At 62.6% G+C, this 20627-nt stretch carries 12 protein-coding genes; 5 read left to right on the top strand and 7 right to left on the bottom strand.

Annotation, left to right across the window (positions count from 1 at the left end; translation table 11 throughout):
* The first annotated feature begins 22 nt into the window (after positions 1 to 22).
* Complete coding sequence (locus tag KBY74_RS08420) at positions 23 to 931, top strand: tetratricopeptide repeat protein (RefSeq protein ID WP_396123166.1); 909 nt, start codon at positions 23 to 25, stop codon at positions 929 to 931.
* Positions 932 to 996: 65 nt separating this feature from the next.
* The gene (locus KBY74_RS08415; protein ID WP_254942312.1) at positions 997 to 3525 is read left to right on the top strand and encodes a DNA topoisomerase (ATP-hydrolyzing) subunit A; all 2529 of its coding nucleotides are present in this window, start codon (positions 997 to 999) and stop codon (positions 3523 to 3525) included.
* A gap of 38 nt (positions 3526 to 3563) precedes the next feature.
* Here KBY74_RS08415 and purF read toward each other — a convergent pair whose 3' ends face one another.
* The 7 genes from purF to KBY74_RS08380 form a co-directional block, all read right to left on the bottom strand.
* Positions 3564 to 5024: an amidophosphoribosyltransferase gene (purF, locus tag KBY74_RS08410; protein ID WP_254942311.1), complete on the bottom strand. Its 1461-nt coding sequence runs from the start codon at positions 5022 to 5024 to the stop codon at positions 3564 to 3566.
* Between the two features lie 36 nt (positions 5025 to 5060).
* Positions 5061 to 7415 (bottom strand): phosphoribosylformylglycinamidine synthase subunit PurL, encoded by a 2355-nt coding sequence (purL, locus tag KBY74_RS08405; RefSeq protein WP_396123165.1) that lies wholly within the window; start codon positions 7413 to 7415, stop codon positions 5061 to 5063.
* Between the two features lie 72 nt (positions 7416 to 7487).
* Complete coding sequence (locus tag KBY74_RS08400; RefSeq protein ID WP_254942310.1) at positions 7488 to 8198, bottom strand: RNA methyltransferase; 711 nt, start codon at positions 8196 to 8198, stop codon at positions 7488 to 7490.
* A gap of 2 nt (positions 8199 to 8200) precedes the next feature.
* Positions 8201 to 9346 carry a DNA polymerase III subunit beta gene (gene dnaN, locus KBY74_RS08395; protein ID WP_254942309.1) on the bottom strand — a complete coding sequence of 382 codons (1146 nt, stop codon included), beginning with the start codon at positions 9344 to 9346 and terminating at the stop codon, positions 8201 to 8203.
* A gap of 408 nt (positions 9347 to 9754) precedes the next feature.
* Positions 9755 to 10813: a threonine synthase gene (thrC, locus tag KBY74_RS08390; RefSeq protein WP_106632543.1), complete on the bottom strand. Its 1059-nt coding sequence runs from the start codon at positions 10811 to 10813 to the stop codon at positions 9755 to 9757.
* An 85-nt stretch (positions 10814 to 10898) separates the two neighbouring features.
* A complete protein-coding gene (locus tag KBY74_RS08385; protein WP_254942308.1) occupies positions 10899 to 11504 on the bottom strand; it encodes an alpha/beta hydrolase in 606 nt (201 codons plus the stop codon).
* Positions 11505 to 11535: 31 nt separating this feature from the next.
* Entirely contained in the window at positions 11536 to 13410 is a 1875-nt protein-coding gene (locus tag KBY74_RS08380; RefSeq protein ID WP_254942307.1) for an AarF/ABC1/UbiB kinase family protein, read from the bottom strand.
* Positions 13411 to 13518: 108 nt separating this feature from the next.
* On the opposite strand from KBY74_RS08380, the gene recN reads away from it, so the two are divergent.
* From recN to KBY74_RS08365, 3 genes are all read left to right on the top strand, one after another.
* On the top strand, positions 13519 to 15207 hold the full coding sequence (gene recN, locus KBY74_RS08375) for a DNA repair protein RecN (RefSeq protein WP_254942306.1): 1689 nt from the start codon (positions 13519 to 13521) through the stop codon (positions 15205 to 15207).
* 73 nt (positions 15208 to 15280) lie between these two features.
* Complete coding sequence (gene uvrA, locus KBY74_RS08370; protein WP_254942305.1) at positions 15281 to 18307, top strand: excinuclease ABC subunit UvrA; 3027 nt, start codon at positions 15281 to 15283, stop codon at positions 18305 to 18307.
* Positions 18308 to 18638: 331 nt separating this feature from the next.
* On the top strand, positions 18639 to 20627 hold a 1989-nt coding region (locus tag KBY74_RS08365), incomplete at its 3' end, for a calcium-binding protein (RefSeq protein ID WP_315859047.1).

Below are 20627 nucleotides of genomic sequence, written 5' to 3'. Positions count from 1 at the left end.
TGGCCAAACCCGTCTCCCCGTACTGGCTCCGCGCTGGTCGCGCCCTGATTTCAGAACTGCCCTGCTGCCCGCTGCCCTCGGGCTGCTGCTGACAGCGGGGCTGCCCGCCCGGGCGTTGGTGCCCTACGTGTACGTGCCCCAAAGGCAGGAACTCGAAGCTGCCGGTCTGGGCATCGCCCAGGCGGCGGCCCGGCTGCTGCGACTTGGTCAAGCAAGGGACGCCGCCAGGCTGGCTGCCCTGACAGTGCAGCTGCTGCCAGAAGATCCCCGCGGCTGGGTGTTGCTGGCCGAAGCCCAGCTTCGCAGCAACCAGCTTGAACAGGCCGGCACATCATTGGCCAAGGCCAAGAAACTCGATCCAAGCAACCCTGGGATCTGGTTTGCCGAGGGTTCCCTAGCCCTACGGGCCGGCAAACCCAATGAGGCCATCGGCCTTTTGGAGCAGGGCCTGAAACTGGACAAGCGCAACGCCGGCGCCTATTTCGACCTGGGCAACGCCCGCATCCTGCTAGGCCAGAGCGGCCAAGCCTTGGCTGCCTTTGAGCGGGCCTCTTCCCTGCGCAAAGGCTTCTGGGAAGCCCTCAACAACCAGGGGCTGGTGTTGTTCGAGCAGGGCAATAAAAAGGCGGCCATCAGCCGCTGGCGCGAGGTGTTGAAGATCAAGCCAGATGCGGCTGAACCAACCCTGGCCCTGGCCACCAGTCTGTTTGCCAGCGGTCCGGAAAATCGCAGCGAAGCTGTCGAATTGGTTGGCAAGGCACTCGACACCGAACCCAACTACGTGCTCGACAGCCACCAGAAGGACCAGCTCTGGGGACCGAAGCTGCGCAGCAGCACCGCCGAACTCTTCAAGCTGGCCGAACTCAAACCCGTGGTGGATCGGGCCCTTGCCAATGCCAGCCCGGAAGGCGAAAGCAGCGAAGAGGAGTAGATGGGGAGGCCTGGACAGCATCTGTAGGCTGAGCCCCAGCTTGCTGCCCCAGACCCCAACACCGGATGGCCGAGGAGCGATCAGGCGAATCCATCGGACCGGGCAACGACGCCCGCATCGAACCGATTGCGCTGCACCTGGAGATGCAGCGGTCCTACCTCGAATACGCCATGAGCGTGATCGTTGGCAGGGCCCTGCCGGACGCACGCGACGGCCTCAAGCCAGTGCAGCGCCGCATCCTGTTTGCGATGCACGAGCTGGGGCTCACCCCGGATCGTCCTTACCGGAAATGCGCCCGGGTCGTCGGCGACGTACTCGGCAAGTACCACCCCCATGGTGATCAGGCCGTCTACGACGCCCTGGTGCGCCAGGTGCAAACCTTCGCCAGCCGCCATCCCCTGCTGGATGGCCACGGCAACTTCGGCTCCGTGGACGACGACCCGCCGGCGGCGATGCGCTACACCGAAACCCGCCTGGCTCCGATCGCCAACGAAGCGCTGCTGGATGAAATCGGCGCCGACACCGTTGACTTCGCGGCCAACTTCGATGGCTCCCAGCAGGAGCCGACGGTGCTGCCAGCCCAGCTGCCCTTCCTGCTGCTAAATGGCTGCACCGGTATCGCCGTGGGCATGGCCACCAACATCCCGCCCCACAACCTGGGCGAGGTGGTGGATGCCCTGATCGCCTTAGTTCGCAAACCGGAGCTAAGCGATGAAAAGCTGCTGGAGCTAGTGCCCGGCCCGGACTTTCCCACCGGCGGCGAAGTGCTGGTGGGGCAAGGAGTCCGCGATACCTACCTCGTGGGCCGCGGCAGCATCCCGATGCGGGGAGTCGCCCACATCGAGGAGGTACAGCCCGGAAAGGGACGCCATCGCCGCGGCGCCGTGGTGATCACCGAGCTGCCATACCAGCTCAGCAAAGCCGGCTGGATCGAGAAACTGGCTGAGCAGGTAAACGACGGCAAGATCGGCGGCATCGCCGATATCCGCGACGAAAGCGACCGTGAAGGCATGCGGGTGGTTATTGAACTCCGCCGCGACGCCAACGCCGAAACCGTGCTGGCCGACCTGCAGCGCCGTACCGCCCTGCAAAGTAACTTCGGCGCCATCATGCTGGCCCTGGTAAATGGCCAGCCGGTGCAGCTGAACCTGCGGCGCCTGCTGCAGGAATTCCTGGACTACCGGGAACTGACCCTGATCCGCCGCACCCGTCACGCCCTCAAGCGCTGCGAAGACCGCCTGGAGGTGGTGGAGGGCCTACTAAAGGCGCTCCATGCCCTGCAGCAGGTGATCGCCCTGATCACCGCGGCGCCCGATGCCGCCAGTGCCCGGGCGGCCCTACAGGTGCAACTCGACCTGAGCGAGCGTCAGGCCGATGCGGTGTTGTCGATGCCACTGCGGCGCCTCACGGGCCTTGAACAGGAAAGCCTGCGCAAGGAAGCTGCCGAATTGGCCGTGGAACGCGAGCGGCTGCACCACCTGCTGGACGACCGCACCGTGCTGCTCGACACCCTGGTGGCCGAACTCAAAGCCCTGCGCAAGCGCTTTGCCACGCCCCGGCGCACCCGACTGGTGGAGGGCGGCGATGCCCTGGTGGCCCAGCGAGCTGCAGCCATCCGCCCCAACGCCGAACTACAGCGCCAGCAAGCCTTTGGCGCCCTGGCCCCCGAAAGCCGACTACTGATCCAGGCCGATGGAGCCGTGAAAATCCTCAGCGCCCAGATGCTGGGGCGCCTGCACCTCGATGAACCCATCCAACTAGGAGAGCATCCGGCACCAGCCCGGCTGATCTTGCCTATCGCCGAGCAACCGCTGCTGCTGGCCTTCACCGGTAGTGGCCGGGTGGCCTTACTGCGCTGGGAATTCGCTGGCCAGCAGCCGGGGAAGCTGGAGCGCTTCCTACCCGACAGCATCGAAGGCGAAGCTGTAGTGCAGGTGCTTCCCCTACCCCGCCAAGGCAGCCTGGGACTCCTAAGCAGCGACGGGCGTTTCAAACGTCTGCCAATTGAGGAGTTTCAGGAACTGTCTGGCCGGGCCACCACCGTGCTCAAGCTCAAGGAGGGCGTGACCCTGCAGCGGGTGGTGGCCGGCCAAGAAGGAGACACCTTGGTAGTGGCTACCAGTACTGGCCGCGTGCTGCGACTAAGCCTGGATGAAACCCAGCTGCCACTGATGGGGCGCGCTGCCCAAGGCCCCCTATTAATGCGCCTGTTGCCAGGTGAGCAGCTGGTGGGTGCCGCCTGCCTGGCTGCAACGGAAGCGGAAACCACCGGCGCAAACCAAAGCGCAGTGGTGCTGGCCACCGCCAGTGGGCAACTAAAGCGGCTGCTGGTGTCGAGCCTGCGGCCCTGTCAGCGAGGCGACATGGGGCAGATCGGCCTGCGGCTGAAAGAGCGGGGCGATTACCTGGTCGACCTGCAAAGCCCAACCGGTGCTGCAGTTGGAAGCACCGTGCTGGGACTACTAACTGATAAGGGCTGGAGCTGCCGCATCGACCTAAACGAGCTGGAGGGCGAAGACACCAGCGGCACTGGAATCAACCTGAAGCTGCCCCAAGGACAGCAAATTCAAGAACTGATTCCTCTTATCAACTAACTGCCAATCAACTAACTGCCAAGGGCACCAGGCAGCCCTTAGAGCTCTTGCAGCACCTTGGCAGCGATGCCAGCCGGCTCAAGCATCAGCTTGCTGGAGCTCACCTGCTCATCCATTTCGATGGGATAGGCACCGTCAAAGCAGGCGGTGCAGAAGTGGGAGGAATTGGCATGGGCCGCATCCACCATGCCCTGCTTGCTCAGGTAAGCGAGTGAATCGACGCCAAGGTGGGCGGCGATTTCTTCCAGGGTGAGGCGCGCAGCAATCAACTGGTCCTGGGTATCGGTATCGATGCCGTAAAAGCAGGGATGGGTGACTGGCGGCGAACTAATCCGCATATGCACCTCGGTGGCCCCTGCATCCCGCAGGGCTTGCACCAACTTGCGACTGGTGGTGCCCCGCACGATTGAGTCGTCGATCACCACAACGCGCTTGCCGGCGAGCACATCTGGCAGGGGGTTGAGCTTCACTCTGATGCCGGCCTCCCGCATCGCCTGGGTGGGCTGGATGAAGGTGCGGCCCACATAGCGGTTCTTGATCAGGCCGTCAGCAAACGGGATACCGCTGAGCTGGGAGTAGCCAATCGCCGCCGGAATACCGGAATCGGGAACGCCGATGACTATGTCGGCTTCTACCGGTGTTTCACGGGCCAGGGCCTCGCCGATTCGCACCCTGTAGCTGTAGAGGGATTCGCCAAAAAAGCGGCTATCTGGCCGGGCGAAATAGATCATCTCGAAGACGCACAGCTTGGTGGGCTGCTCGCACCAACGGCTGCGGCTGGGTTCGGCTTGGCCTGGACGGAAATGGATGATTTCGCCGGGCTCCACATCGCCATCAAAGGCGGCTCCAATGATGTCTAGCCCGCACGACTCACTGCTCACCACCCACTGGGCTTGCTGCGTTTCACCGATATGGCCAAACACCAAAGGCCGGATGCCATGGCCATCCCGAAGGGCAAAAAGCCCATCAGGCGTGCCGATCACCAGGCTGAAGGCACCGCGGCAGCACTCGGCAGCTGCCCTAATCGCCCCATCCCAATCCAAGCCCCGGTTCACGGCCTGCTGAATCGCAAAAGCGATCAGTTCGGAGTCGGTGGTGGAGGTGAGCTCACTGGCAATGGACGCCAGGTCGTGGCGGAGCTCGGCTGCGTTGACCAAATTGCCGTTATGGGCAAGGGCGAAAGGACCAATGCGGGTGTTGAGCACCACCGGCTGGGCGTTGCAAACCTTGCTGCTGCCGGTGGTGGAATAGCGGTTGTGGCCGATGGCTAGATCGCCAGTGAGGCGCTCCAGCACTGCCTGATCAAACACCTGGCTCACCAGGCCCATGTCCTTGTGCAGGCGCACCTTGCGCTCTGCATCAAACACGGCGATACCTGCCGATTCCTGGCCCCGATGCTGCAGGGCGTATAGGCCGAAGTAGGTGAGGTTGGCCACCGGTTGCCCTGCCGCCAGGACGGCATAGACGCCGCAGGCTTCCTCGGGCTTGTCCGGACGCATCACCAGCACAGGCCCATCAACAATCACGGTGGAATTTCATTCTGCACGAGCGCCCTCGCCCATTCGCCGCGGGATGGCCTGCTCGTAGCAGGCCTCCAATGCCGCCAGGCTCTGCTCAAGCAAAGGTTGGCCTGCTTGGCGAATTACCAGGCTGGCAGCCGCTGTAACCGCGCCAAGCCGCTCTGCCGGCACTGCAGCCACCGCCAGAGCCTCCTGCCAGGCGGCATCCTGGTCGGCGGGCACGCTCACCAGGATGCGGGCACCACCCTCGGCAAACAGCAGCCGATCCAGGCGGGCGCTGCTGGCCGGAATCTCCAGCTCAGCCCCCAGAGGTATTGAAGCCATGGTGGCGATGCAGCACTCGGCCGCAGCCACCGCCAGGCCGCCATCGCTGAGGTCGTGGGCGGAGTCCACCAAGCCCAGGGCAATCGCTTGGCGCAGGAAGCCCTGAACCGAACGCTCCAGAACCAAATCAATCTCGGGCGGGCGCCCCGTGACGGCTCCATGCAGCCGCTCCAAATAGCTGCTGCCGGCCAGGCTCAAGCGGGGATCGGCCGGAGCCTCACCTGTTTCCAACGGCACCCCCAGCAGCCAGATGGCGTCGCCGGCCTGGCGCCATGCCTGGCCGCGCACGTGCTCAAGGTTGTGCACCAGGCCCACCATGCCCACCACGGGGGTGGGGTGGATCGGCTGCATGCGGCCATCGGGCAGGCGGGTCTCGTTGTAGAGGGAGACATTGCCGCCGGTGACAGGGGTATCCATGGCGCTGCAAGCAGCCGAAAGGCCGCGGCAGGCCATCGCCAGCTGCCAGTAGCCGGTGGGGGTTTCCGGCGAGGGGAAATTGAGGTTGTCCGTCACGGCCAGGGGCTCGGCGCCCACGCAGCTGAGGTTGCGGGCCGCCTCGGCCACCGCCGCCATGCCGCCGCGCTCAGGATCGAGGGCAACCCAGCGATTGGGGCAGTCGACCACCGCCGCCACCCCACGCGTGGCCGCCTCCATGGCGCCCTCGCCCTGCTGGGGGCGCAGGCGCACCACGGCCGCGTCAGCACCGCCGGGAGGCACCACGGTGTTGGCCTGGACCTGGTGGTCGTACTGGCGGTATACCCAGCGCTTGGAGGCGATGGTGGGGTCATCGAGCAGGGCCAGCAGGGCCCCATCCCAGCTGAAAGGCAACTCAGCTGGCAATTCGGCCTCGCTCCAGCGCCAGTGGGCCTGGATCTCAGCCGGCGGCTCGCTCAGCAATGTGTGGTGGTTGATCGGCGTGTCGTCCGCCAGAGCGCTGGCGGGCACCTCGGCCGCCACCTGGCCGTGCTGCAGCACCCGCACGATGTTGTCTTCCAGCACCCGGCCCACCACTGCTGCCTGCAGCCCCCAGCGCATAAAGCGCGCCATCAGCGCCTGCTCCGTGCCGGGCTTGACCACAAACAACATCCGCTCCTGGGATTCGCTCAGCAAAAACTCGTAGGCGGTCATGCCGGCCTCGCGGGCGGGCACGCGGTCGAGATCCAGCTCAATGCCCAGCCCCCCCTTAGCGGCCATCTCCGAGCAGCTGCAGGTGAGGCCGGCGGCGCCCATATCCTGAGCCGCCACCACATCACCGCTCTTGAAGGCCTCCAAGCAGGCCTCGATCAGTCCCTTTTCAAGGAAGGGATCGCCCACCTGCACGGCAGGGCGATCATCCAGGGAGGCCTCGGTGAGCTCGGCGGAGGCAAAACTGGCGCCGCCCATGCCGTCGCGGCCGGTGGTGCTGCCCACGTACACCACGGGATAACCCACTCCTTCAGCACCGGAGCAGACGATCTCCTCTGTTTCCATCAGCCCCAGGGCCATGGCGTTCACCAAGGGGTTGCCGGAGTAGCTGGGGTCAAACGCCACCTCCCCACCCACGGTGGGCACGCCCACGCAGTTGCCGTAGTGGGCGATGCCAGCCACCACGCCCTCCATCAGGCCCACGTTGCGCCCATCCTCCAAGGGACCGAAGCGCAGAGCATTGAGCAGGGCGATGGGCCTGGCTCCCATGGTGAAGATGTCGCGCAGGATGCCGCCCACGCCCGTAGCCGCCCCCTGGAACGGCTCCACGGCCGAGGGGTGGTTGTGGCTCTCGATCTTGAAGGCCAGGCGCTGGCCCTCACCCAGATCCACCACGCCAGCGTTCTCGCCAGGGCCCACCAGGATGCGCGGGCCGGTGGTGGGGAAGCCCTGCAGCAGCGGCCGCGAGTTGCGGTAGCAGCAGTGCTCGGACCACATCACCCCGAACATGCCCAACTCGGCCCGGTTGGGGGCGCGGCCGAGGCGGCGGCAGATCTCGTCGTAGTCGGCCTGGCTCAGGTTCTCCTTCTTGAGGGCATCGGGAACCGAATAGGCCGGTGCTTCGAAAGAGGCGGCAACCACGTGCAGCTGGGCAAGATCACTGCAGTCTCGCCGAGCGGGCCTCACAGCAACTGGAACTGATCTACGCGAGGTTCAAATCCAGGGATCTTCCTCTTCAGCAGGAGGACCAGAACGGCGGCGGCGAGGGGGGGCATCGGTTTCGTAGGGCTGATCTAACCCCTCTGGCTCCTGCCATGGCGGCTCCTCAAGCCAGCCCTCCAGCCTCTCCTCAAATCGGTTGCCCGCCTCCTGCACCTGATCGCGCCACCGCCTTGAACGACGCAAGAACTCTTGCCGCACACTTGCCCGGGCTAGGGGCAGGTCGTCGATGCTCTCCAGGGCGGTGAGCACCTGGCCGGGCTGCTGATCCAGCAGGCGATCCAAGCTCAATCGCCAACGGCTACTGCCCGGCAGGCGTGGATCACTGCGACTCACCAAATAATGGCGAATACGGCCACTACGCAACTCGATGGCGGCATCAGCCAAGGTGCCGATCGGTTGCTGGCGGCGATCCAGCACAGCCGCATCGATCAAGGTCGGCAGCTTCTCCAACACACCAAGGTCAGTTTCAGCTGGTTCACCCTGCACAAGTGCTTCCAGCTCAGAAATGCCCCGCAACTGGTTGAGACGCCACACCTCCCGGCGATTGCCAAAAGCCGACGGCTTTGAAACCCAACCCAGCACCCGATGCACAGGGGGATGCATCCAGACCTGCACGCCGGCACCGTGATCGAGCCCCTGATCGCAACGAACATGCCGGCGCAGCAACTCACTCAGCAGCACCTGCTCCGGAAGGGGAGCCACCGTCAGCTGCGGATCTGAACGGGCATCACCAGGTAGGTGAATTGATCCCCTTCCGCAGGGGTCAAAATCGCCGGCGTGGTGGGGGCGTTGCATTGCAACAGCACCCGATCACAGGCCATGGCCTTGAGACCATCGAGCAAGTAGCGCACGTTGAAGGCAATCTGAATCGCTTCACCCTCAATGGTGGCAGCGAGTCCTTCAGAACCACTGCCCACGTCCTGGGCATCGGCCTGAATCAATACTTGACCGGTGGCGGGCTCGGCACTGAGTTTGACGACATTGTTGTGCTGATCAGCAAGCACCGCCACCCGCTCAAGGGCCGAAACCAGAGCGCGGCGCTCGAGATTGATCGTGCGAGTGAAGCTCTCTGGGATCAGCTGGCGGTAGTTGGGGTAGGTGCCATCAAGGCTGCGGCTGGTGAGCACCTGGTCGGCCCAAAGGAACACCACCTGGCCGCGATCACAGAACAGGCTCAAGGGCTCTTCAGATTGACGTCCTGAGAGCAGACGCTCCAGCTCCCGCAACGAGCGAGCTGGCACGGTGACGGCAAAAGGCTCCTCGGCTTCGTTTTGCCCAGAGGGGGTCGCATGGGCAAGCCGGAGCACGGCCAGGCGATGGCCATCGGTTGCCGCACATTCCAGCCCGGCCGGATCAAGGCCCAAGTGCACACCAGTGAGCAGTTGCTTGGCTTCGTCGCCACTGCTGGCAAAAAGGGTGGCGCGCAGACCCTTAACCAAGGCTTCCGCTTCCAGACGAATCGGCGTACCGCTCTGCACTAGGGGCAGGTCAGGAAAATCATCGGCGGGCATGCCCCGCATCTGGTAGCTGCCCGAAAGGCTGGTGAGCTCCACCTGCTCGGAACCCTCAGCGCAATTCAGCGTGATCGGGCTATCACTCGAGAGGCGCGAAACGATTTCACCAAACAACCGGGCGGGCAGGGTGATGGCGCCGCTGGTCTCAACGCTGGCGCTGATGCTCGTCTGGATACCCAGGCTGAGGTCAAAACCGGTGAGGCTGAGTCGACCCGTGCCCGCATCACCGGTGAGCAGCACGTTTGCCAGCACCGGATGGGTGGGGCGACTGGCCACGGCTCGGCTGACCAGCTGCAGGCTGGAGCTGAGTTCAGACTGGGAGCAGACCAGCTTCATGGCGTTTGTGCTGGGGAGCCTGACGGCTTAATCAAGGGTGACCCCACGCTTCCACAGGGCGGCTGATTCCGCAACGCCGGTGATCCGTCTTGCTGCGTGCTTCTAAGGATTTGATTGATCAAGCTCAAGAAAGAAATTAAAACCGTTTTAGTAGGGGTTGAGGAAACCGGGGAAAACCAAAAAATACTCTGCTGCAGCTGGGTTTGAGCTGGATCAGCCCTGGGGTTTGACCTGGTCCAGCTGGGGTAAAAATCAGCTTTTCCGCCGTTTCCAGCAGGTGTGGAAAACATTGGGATTGGGGAGCTTGGCCCAGGCGAGAGCTTCTCCGCGGTTTCCAGGGCCTTTTCCCCAGCTGTTCAGCAGACGCTTTGCTGATTGGTTGAAGGTTTTGGTTAGGTCTGGGCTTGCTTAAAAACCCATCACTTCGGCCACCTTGGCGGTGTCCGCCTCCAGACCGGTATGGAAGCGGGCGTCATTGTTTTCGATGGCGGTAGTTGGATCCTTGAGGCCGTTGCCGGTGAGCACACAAACCACCGTGGCTCCCTGGGGCACCTCCTGGTGGTGCTTGAGCAGGCCTGCGACCGAGGCGGCACTAGCTGGCTCGCAGAACACGCCCTCGCCGCTGCCCAGCAGCTTGTAGGCATCGATGATTTCAGCGTCGGTGACGGCCATGAAGTTGCCACCGCTTTCGCTGCGCACGTTCAGGGCCTTTTCGCGATTCACCGGGTTGCCGATGCGGATCGCTGTGGCGATGGTGTCTGGTTGCTCAACCGTGTGGCCCAGGACCAAAGGAGCAGAACCCGCCGCTTGAAAGCCCATCATTCGGGGCAGCTTGCGGCAATGGCCCTCTTTTAGGTACTCGTTGAATCCCATCCAGTAGGCGCTGATGTTGCCGGCGTTGCCAACCGGGATGCATAGCCAGTCCGGCGCTTCACCAAGGGCATCCACCACTTCGAAGGCGGCGGTTTTTTGCCCCTGCAATCGGTAGGGGTTCACCGAATTCACCAGGGTGACCGGGTATTTGTTGGCAACTTCCTGCACGATCGCCAGGGCTTTGTCGAAGTTGCCCTGGATGGCGATCACCTCGGCTCCGTAGAGGAGGGCTTGGGCCAGTTTTCCCTGGGCCACATAGCCATCTGGGATCAGCACGAAGGCCCGCATGCCGCCGCGGCGGGCGTAGGCGGCCGCCGCGGCAGAGGTGTTGCCCGTGCTGGCGCAGATCACTGCTTCAGAACCGGCTTCCTTGGCTTTGGAAATCGCCATGGTCATGCCCCGGTCTTTAAAGGAGCCGGTGGGGTTGAGGCCGTCGTATTTCAGATAGACCTTGACGCCGCGGCCGATTCTTTCGGCGATCACCGGGGCTGGGATCAGGGGTGTGGAACCCTCCCGCAGGGTGATTACGGGTGTGCGCTCTGAAACTGGCAGCCAGCGGCGATAGGCCTCAATCAGTCCAGGCCAGTCCTGCATGGTGGGACGGGCTGCAAAGGGGCCCTTGCTCAAACGCTGCAGAGAACGGAGCAAGGACACGATTTAGACAGTGACTTCAGTGAATCTACGGCGCAGCAGCTGGCGCGTCGCCGCGCAACCCATCCAGCGGTGATTCCGAGAAGAAACGCACCAGCTCGGTGATCGAGCTGGTTTTGCTGATCAGGTTCATCAAGGCGGGGATGCTCACTTCCATCTCCTGGGCGGGATAAGCGCGCAAGAAAGAAATTGCAGATATCGAACCGTTGCCTTCAACGACCCCCAGCACCATGGCGGAGCGCATGGCTGGAATCCCGGCCTGGGATGCCTTGAGCGGAAACACGATTACAGACAGGCGCTGCAGGATTGCCTCGCCGATTCGGGTGTTGAGCAGCCTGCTCACCAGGGTTACAGGCAGGCTCACCGACTGATTCAGCAGCTTGGCGATTTCCTGGGGATTTTGGCGGCTGAAGCTCAAAACATCGGCTAGCAGGCCTCGGGCTTGGCCGGTCTTAGCCAGATGCTCCAGGTCTGCAACGGCGATGGAGCGGCGAAAGGCACCGCTCACAAACACCAGATTTTCAGCAGCACTAGCTGGCGGCAGGCTGACCGCAGGCCAGGGAACGACCAGGCTCAGGCCCAGGGCGATGGCAACAAGGGCCTGACGCTTACGGCCTAACGACGCTATTTGCATGGCGATAAGCCTACGGCGATTGCTTTCAAATTCAGGCGGCGACGAGCACATCTCGCACCAGGCGAACCATGCTGCGCTCGGCCAGACCCTTGGCTAGTTGAACTCCCATCTGGCGTAGTTCCGGTTCTCCCACAAGGCGTGGCAGGCGGCGCAGCAGCATCTGGGGTTCGAAACCGGGCAGGGCTTTGAGTATGCCCATTAACTGGCGCACCGGCTCGAGGTCGAGCAGCGGTTCAGCCGCCTCGCTTAGCCGGTGACGGCGCAAACCTGGAGGTTGGAACCGCTCTGGCAGGCGCTTGCCGATGCGCAGGGTGGTTTGCCAGGCCATGGCGTCCATGCGGCCCACCATGGCGTCTACCAGCTGTTGGCGTAGCAGCCCGCCGTTGGCTGAGAAAAGAAAGCTCAGCACTTGATCCAGTAGCCCTTCGAGATCGAGCTGGGCTCCTTGGGAGGCGCTAGCGATCAGGTTGTCGAGCCGTTGCCAGCGGAAGATGTCACCGTCGAAGAGCATCTCCTTGAGGCTCTGGCGCAGGGTGGGATCGGGGTCTTCCATCAGCCGCCGGGCGAAGTAGGGGTAGGCGGCGCCAAGGATCTTGAACTCGGGATCAACGCTGAGGGCGATTCCCTCCAGAGTCACCAGCGAGCGGATGATTAGGGCGTAGTAGGGCGGCACCTGGAAGGGGAAGCGATACATCACGCCGGAAAGGTCATCTGTGACCGCTTTGAAATCCATGCGGCTGACTCCCTGCTCGATCGCTTGACCGAACACCTTTTCAAAAGCTGGCACTATCGGCTCGAGATTTACGTCTTCGGCCAGGAAGCCCAGGCTGACGAAATCCTTACTCAGCTTGCCGAAACTGCGATTTACCAGATGCACAACCGCCTGAATTAGGCCGGTGCGCGATTCGCGGCTCACCTCGCTCATCATGCCGAAGTCGAGGTAGGCGAGCCGGCCATCTGCCATAGCCAACAGGTTGCCGGGGTGGGGGTCGGCGTGGAAAAAGCCGTGCTCTAGTAATTGCTGCAGGCTGCAGTTAACACCGACGTTCACCATGTCGTCGGGGTCTACGCCGATGCCGCGCACCGCTTCGAGATTGGTGAGCTTCACCCCCTCCATCCATTCCATCGTGAGCACCCGGCGGCTAGTGGCCTGGTGGTAGATGCGGGGAACGGTGATACGGGGATTGTGGGCGTGTAATTCGGCGAAGCGCTCGGCGTTGGCGGCTTCGTTGAAGTAGTCCATCTCCTCAAACACCCTCTTGCCCAGTTCATCGATCAGGGCCACCAGGTCGGAGCGGATTAGGCCGACGTTCTGGTTTAGCCAGGAAGCGATGTTGCGCACGATGTAAAGGTCGAGCGTGATCTGCTCCCGCAGGCCCGGGCGCTGCACCTTTACTGCCACCGCCTGACCCCCCTTGAGCACGCCCTTGTGCACCTGGCCCAGCGAAGCAGCCGAGATCGGCTCGGCGTCGAGTTGTTCGTAGATGTCGAGTACTGCAGCGCCCAGGTCCTCTTCGATGCAGGCCATCGCCAGGGCGGAGTCGAAGCCCGGAAGCTGGTCTTGCAGCTGGGCAAGTTCCTCCAGCAGTAGCGGTGGCACGATGTCGGGCCGGGTGGAGAGGGCCTGGCCGGCTTTGATGAAAGCGGGGCCGAGCGAAGCCACTAGATCCGCTGCCTCCTTGGCGCGGGACCTGGCTACCTCCGCAGCCTTGAGCCGCCCGGTGAGCCAGTCAAAGCCCACCCCAAGTAGATAGAGCCCGATTGGCACCAGGGTTTGCCACAGGCGCCGGAATAGCCGTTGCGGGTGGCCGGTGTAAATCCGGGTGATGGCGGCCGGGTCGTAGCTCAGCAGGCCGGCGGCCTCCAGAAAATCACCCAACTCGGCTTGGTTGTTGTCGGGATCCATGGGAGTTGGGCGGGCAAAGCACCGCTAAGGCGCACCAGACCCCTTCTAAACGAATCCCACTGCCGCTACGGTCTGGCCGGTACCCCAGTCCGGTTAGCGGAGGCCGACGTGCTCACGGGACTGCGCCTCAGCAACATCGCCCTGATCGAGCGGCTGGAGCTCAGCTTCAGCGAGGGATTCACGGTGCTGACCGGTGAGACGGGAGCAGGTAAATCGATCCTGCTTGATGCCCTCGATGCTCTTTTGGGTGGGGCCCAGGGCAGCGCCGGCGCCAGGCTGCTGCGGCGCGGCGCTGAGCGCGGCACGATCGAGGCCAGCTTCAGCCTTTCGCCCCCTTTGCAGGCCTGGTTGCATCAGCAGGAGCTGGAGGTTGAGGAGGGCGAACTGCTGCTTTCGCGTGAGTGGCGCCTCACGGAGGAGCGCTTGAGCAGCCGCAATCGGCTTAATGGCGTGGTGGTGAGCCGGGCCCAGATCCAGGAGTTGCGGCCCCTGCTGCTCGATCTCACGGTTCAGGGCCAAACCCAGCAGCTGGCGCGGCCCGGTCAGCAGCGCCGCTGGCTTGATCGCTTTGGTGGCGAAGGCCTTCCGCTTTTGCTGGCGCCGGTGGCGGCGGCCTGGCGCCATTGGAAACAGGCGGCGGCGGCGCTGGAGCAGGCCCGTAGCGACTGGGACCAGCTACAGCAGCAGCGCGCTGCCCAGGAGCAACTGCTGGCCGACCTGGAGGCGGCCCAGCTGCAAGATCCGCAGGAGCGTCAGCAGCTCCAAAACGAGGAAAACCGCCTCGCCCATGGGGTGCGGCTGCAGGAGGGGGTGATGGTTTTGCTGGGCCGCTTGCTGGAGGGTGCAGAGCAGGCGCCATCGGTGCTGGATCACCTGGCCGCCTGCGAACAGGAGCTACTGCAGATGGAGGCTTTAGATGGCGGCGTCAGTGAGCTGCGCAGTTGCTGCAGCGATGGTTTGGCGGCTTTGCAGGATCTGGCCCGCGATCTGGATCGCTACGGATCTGGTCTTGATAGTGACCCAGAAAGCTTGGCGGCCCTGCAGGAGCGCATGGCCCAGCTCAAGGCCCTGGAGCGGCGCCATGGCCAGGAGTTGGCTGGCTTGATCGCCCTGCGCGATCGCCTGCGCCAGCAACTAGCCCCCGGCGGTGGCGAAGTTTCCCTGGATGTCCTGGAGCTGGCGGAGCAGCGAGCCCGCCAGCTTCGCGATCAGGCCAATGCCTCGCTCAGCGCCGCCCGCCGCCAGGCCGCCGCTGCCTTGGAGCAGCAACTGATGCAGGCGCTGCGGCCGATGGGATTGGCCAATGTGCGCTTCGCGGTGGCGATTGCACCAGCGCCAGCGGGGGAGGAGGGAGCCGATGCGGTGCAGTTTCAGTTTTCCGCCAACCCGGGTGTGCCCCTGGCGCCCCTGGCTGAGGTGGCTTCAGGCGGTGAGATGTCGCGCTTTCTGCTGGCTCTGAAAACCTGTCTGGCCGCGGCAGACCAGCACGTCACCCTGCTTTTCGATGAGATCGACACGGGCGTGAGTGGCCGGGTGAGCGGCGCCATGGCCGAGTTGCTGGCTCGCCTGGCTGAGCAGCGCCAGGTGTTTTGCGTCACCCACCAACCCCTGGTGGCCGCGGCGGCAGACCACCACTTCCGCGTCTCCAAGCAGGTGTTGGAGGGGGTCACCCATACGCGGGTGTCCCAGCTGCGGGACACCCAGGACCGTCAGGCGGAGCTGGCTGAACTGGCGGGCGGCGATTCCGGCGAGGCCCGCAGCTATGCCGCCAGCCTGCTGGATCAGCACGCTCGCTAGACCCGCTCCAGCACTGGTCTATGTCCATCAAAGGTGGAGCATCCGTAGACTTGCTAGCTCATGAGCCGTCTGGATGCCCCGCGCCAAGAGCTCTGCTGCCTCTAGCTCTGCCACCAACGGTGCAGCCGCTAGCAGAACCCTCGCCCAGACCGTTCACGAAAAGGCCCTTGACCCGAGCCGTGTGCTCAGCGGCGGCTCTTTTGAGGATGTGATCCGGGTGCGGGGCGCCCGTCAGCACAATCTCAAAAACGTCGACCTCACCATCCCGCGCAATCGCCTGGTGGTGTTCACCGGTGTGAGCGGCAGCGGTAAGAGCTCGCTGGCTTTTGACACGATCTTTGCCGAGGGCCAGCGCCGCTACGTCGAGAGCCTGTCGGCCTATGCGCGCCAGTTTCTGGGCCAGGTGGATAAGCCCGATGTGGATGCGATCGAGGGGCTCTCACCAGCCATCTCGATCGATCAGAAATCCACCAGCCACAATCCTCGCTCCACCGTTGGCACGGTGACGGAGATCCAGGACTACCTGCGCCTGCTGTTCGGCCGGGCCGGCGAACCCCATTGTCCCCAGTGCGATCGCTCGATCCGGCCCCAAACCATCGACGAGATGGTGGACCAGATCCTGGCTTTGCCCGAGGGCACCCGCTACCAATTGCTGGCGCCGGTGGTGCGCGGCAAGAAGGGCAGCCACGTCAAGCTGCTGGGCGGCCTGGTGGCCGAGGGCTTTGCGCGGGTGCGCATCAATGGCGAAGTGCGCGAGCTCGCCGACAACATCGAGCTAGATAAAAACCACGCCCACAACATTGAGGTGGTGGTGGACCGGCTGGTGGCGAGGGAAGGGGTGCAGGAGCGGCTCACCGATTCGCTGCGCACCGCCCTTAAAAGAGGTGATGGCCTGGCGCTGGTGGAGGTGGTGCCCAAGGCCGATGAGGAGCTGCCCGAGGGGGTGGAGCGGGAGCGGCTCTATTCGGAAAATTTCGCCTGCCCGGTGCACGGCGCCGTAATGGAGGAGCTGTCGCCCCGGCTTTTCTCCTTCAACAGCCCCTACGGCGCCTGCCCCGACTGCCACGGCATCGGCCACCTGCGCAAGTTCACCGCCGAGCGGGTGTTGCCCGATCCCTCCCTGCCCGTTTATGCGGCAATTGCGCCTTGGGCTGATAAGGACAATTCCTATTACTTCTCCCTGCTTTATTCGGTTGGGGAGGCCTACAAGTTTGAGATCAAGACGCCTTGGAATCAGCTCAGCGCTGAGCAGCAGGAGGTGCTGCTGCATGGCAGCCAGGAGCCGATCAGCATTCAGGCCGACAGCCGCTATCGCAAGAGCGCCGGCTACGAGCGGCCGTTTGAAGGCATCTTGCCGATCCTGGAGCGCCAGTTGCGCGATGCCAGCGGCGAATCTGTGCGCCAAAAGCTGGAGAAGTTTCTCGAGCTGGTGCCCTGCGCTACCTGCCACGGCCTGCGATTACGGCCGGAAGCGCTGGCGGTGCGGGTGGGCCCCTATGCCATCCACGAACTCACCGCGGTGAGCGTGGGCGAAACCCTGCGCCGGATTGAGTCGCTGATGGGGGTGGGCGAGAGCGAGGGTGCTGATCCTTTGCTCAGTCCACGCCAGATCCAGATCGGTGATCTGGTGTTGCGGGAGATCAGGCTGCGCCTGAAGTTTCTGCTGGATGTGGGGCTCGATTATCTGAGCCTGGATCGGCCCGCCATGACCCTCAGCGGTGGCGAAGCCCAGCGGATTCGGTTGGCGACCCAGATCGGCGCGGGCCTCACCGGAGTGCTCTACGTGCTGGATGAGCCGAGCATCGGTTTGCACCAGCGTGACAACGACCGGCTGCTTAATACCCTGCTGAAGTTGCGGGATCTAGGCAACACCTTGATCGTGGTGGAGCACGACGAAGACACGATTCGTGCTGCCGACTACGTGGTGGATATTGGCCCGGGGGCGGGGGTGCACGGCGGCCACATTGTGGCTGAGGGCAGCTTTGAGGATCTACTGGCCGCAGAGGATTCCCTTACCGGGGCCTATCTCAGTGGCCGCCTCTCGATTCCAACTCCAGCGGAGCGGCGCAGTACCGGTAGCCGCCGGCTCACGATGGTGGACTGCGAGCGCAACAACCTGGCCGGCTTCGATGTGGAGATTCCACTGGGGCGGCTGGTGTGCGTCACCGGGGTGAGTGGCAGTGGCAAGAGCACCCTGGTGAATGAGCTGCTACATCCGGCCCTGGAGCACCAGCTGGGCATGAAGGTGCCATTTCCACCTGGCTTAGGTGAGCTGCGCGGTATCAAGGCGATCGACAAGGTGATCGTGATCGACCAATCACCGATTGGTCGTACGCCCCGCTCCAACCCGGCCACCTATACCGGCGCTTTTGATCCGATCCGTCAGGTGTTTGCGGCCACGGTGGAGGCCAAAGCTCGCGGCTATCAGGTGGGTCAGTTCAGTTTCAATGTCAAGGGTGGCCGCTGTGAGGCCTGCAGTGGCCAGGGCGTCAATGTGATCGAGATGAACTTCCTGCCGGACGTGTATGTGCAGTGCGATGTATGTAAGGGTGCTCGCTACAACCGCGAAACCTTGCAGGTGACCTACAAGGGTCACACGATTGCTGATGTGCTGGAGATGACGGTGGAGCAGGCCGCCGATGTGTTCTCAGCCATCCCCCAGGCTGCCGATCGGTTGCGCACTTTGGTGGATGTGGGACTGGGCTACGTGAAGCTCGGTCAGCCGGCGCCCACCCTCTCCGGTGGTGAGGCCCAGCGGGTGAAATTGGCCACCGAACTTTCCAAGCGCGCCACTGGCAAAACTCTCTATCTGATTGATGAACCCACCACCGGCCTCAGCTTCTTTGATGTGCACAAGTTGATGGATGTGATGCAGCGCCTGGTGGATAAGGGCAACTCGATCCTGGTGATCGAGCACAACCTCGATGTGATCCGTTGTGCCGACTGGATCATTGATCTTGGTCCAGAAGGAGGAGACAAGGGAGGGGAGATCGTGGTCACGGGCACTCCTGAGGAGGTGGCTGAGCATCCCACTAGTCACACGGGTCGGTATCTCAAGCAAGTGCTGGAGCAGCATCCTCCTGAGGTAGTGGTGGTTTGAGGGTGGTGTTGATGGGGTAGGGGAAGGACTGGGAATGGCTTGGGTGGTGGCTTGCTCTTGGAATGGTTTGGGGATGCAGTCGTGGGGTTAACGAACCTGGCAGGCAACCCATAGCCCCAAAAAAGGTCAGCGCAAAGCAGGGGGTGCTTATGCAGAAAATGCATAAAGCAAGGTGACTACTCAAGCAGTGTGCGCATAAGCACCTGTTCTAAGTCCGCAGACCCTCTCCTGGGTCGCAGGCAGGGCATTAGGATAATTGTGAAGAAAATACGATGGGGGGTCAGGGTTATTCCTGGGTCTCTTCCCTAATCCACTGCAGGGACAGGACCGAATGGCAATCTCTAGTGCTGCGACGAACCTGCTTGGTCCCCTTCTGCCCGAGTGGCACCTGCTGCTCCAGAGTTGGTCTGCCAGTGGTCGTCTGACTGCCGCTGCCCGGGAGGCACTGCTGCTGAGCGGGGAACCCAAGGCACTCACAGACCTGACGGACCAGTGGGCTGCTGGTGAGTTCGGTGGGTTGCCGCCAATTGTTCTGCTATCAGCAGCGGACATCAACGCTGCTCTGGGGGCTTATGCCATCTCCACGGGCACCATCTATCTCAATGCGGATTGGTTAGCAGGGGCGACCAAGGAGCAGGTACTAGCGGTTCTTACGGAAGAGCTGGGGCACCACCTAGATGGACTCCTGAATGCTGTGGATACTCCTGGGGATGAAGGGGAGTATTTCGCGGCGCTTCTGACCAAGCCAGGAGTGTTAGCCGGCGATCTACAGGCTCTACGCCTTCAGAAGGATGCCGGCAACGTTGTGGCGCAAGGGCAGCGGTTGGCGGCTGAATATGCGATTGATCTCACACCACCGCGCGCGGGAGGCAACGATCCAGAAACCCTAACCGGCACCTCCGGCGACGACCTAATCGATGGCTTTGGCGGCGATGACAACATCTCTGGTCTCGCAGGCAATGACGTCCTTATCGGAGGTGAAGGCAACGACACCATTGATGGCGGAACAGGAATAAACCGCATATCTGGCGATGCCGGCGATGACACCATCACCTCCTCCGGTATCGGTGACGTGGTGAATGCTGGCGAGGGCAATAACACCATCGTGATCACAGGTATTGCCGTTGGTGGCACCTATACCTCCGGTACTGGAACCGATGCCTACACGATCCAAACTGGTGCCACAGGTACCTTCAGCATCATCTCCGGCGCTGGCAATGACAACCTCACGATTCAGTCGGGCGTCAATGCAGACATCACCATTAACGCCGGAGATGGACTGAATACAATAAACTCACTCAGCGGTATTATCCGTTTTGACTCTGGCAGCTCTGATGACATTGTCAATCTCACTTCGGCTCTTACTTACGTCATCACAGGAGCTGGCAATGACTCAATTAGCGCATCGGGGCAAATCGGTAGCTATGGCTGGCTCGGCAAGGGGCACGGCATCAGCGCAGGAGACGGCAACGATACAATCCTCCTCACAGGAGGCTCATACATAGGCGGGTTTGGTGGAGCGGAGGGCGATTGGACCAAGATTCGCGGCGACAGTGGAGACGACACGATAACCCTGTCCGGCAATGCCAACTACGACGCAGTGTACGGGGGAAATGACAACGATGTAATCAATGCATCCACAGCAAACAATGTGCGCAACATCTTTGGTGATGCCGGAAATGACACCATAACGGGTACCTCCTCGAACGACAATATTAGTGGCGGTGCCGGCAATGATTTGGTTGCAGCCGGTAATGGCAATAACAATGCTTACGGTGATGACGGGGATGACACCATCACAGCCGGATTCGGCAACGACAACCTCTATGGCGGCAACGGAATCGACTCCATCACATCAGGAGACGGCGATGACAATCTCTACGGAGAAGCTGGCAACGACTCGCTCAACGGCGGTAGCGGTTTTGACACCCTCCAGGGCGGCAGTGGTAACGACACCCTTCATGCAGGTGCCGGCAACGATGTGATCTATGGCGGCAAAGCAACAGCCGCCAATACCGATCCCAATGAAATCGATACCTTCGTTCTTACGGGTAACGCCAGTAACTACACGATTTCCAGAGCCACAGACTCGATCTTTGGCTACGTCTATTACATCAAGGACAATCGAGTCGGCTCTCCTGATGGTCTCGATACCCTCTACGACATTGATCAGCTGCAGTTCGCGGATGGGACCCAATCCGTCGCCAGCTACTACGCATCCAAAGCTGCAGGAGGTGCAGGCTCAGAAACCCTAACCGGCACCTCCGGCGACGACCTAATCGATGGCTTTGGCGGCGATGACAACATCTCTGGTCTCGCA

The sequence above is a fragment of the Cyanobium sp. A1C-AMD genome (assembly GCF_024346495.1).
Classification (GTDB): Bacteria; Cyanobacteriota; Cyanobacteriia; order PCC-6307; family Cyanobiaceae; genus Cyanobium_A; species Cyanobium_A usitatum.
Note: the sequence above shows the minus strand (reverse complement) of the source record. Positions and strands in the feature narration are given on the sequence as shown.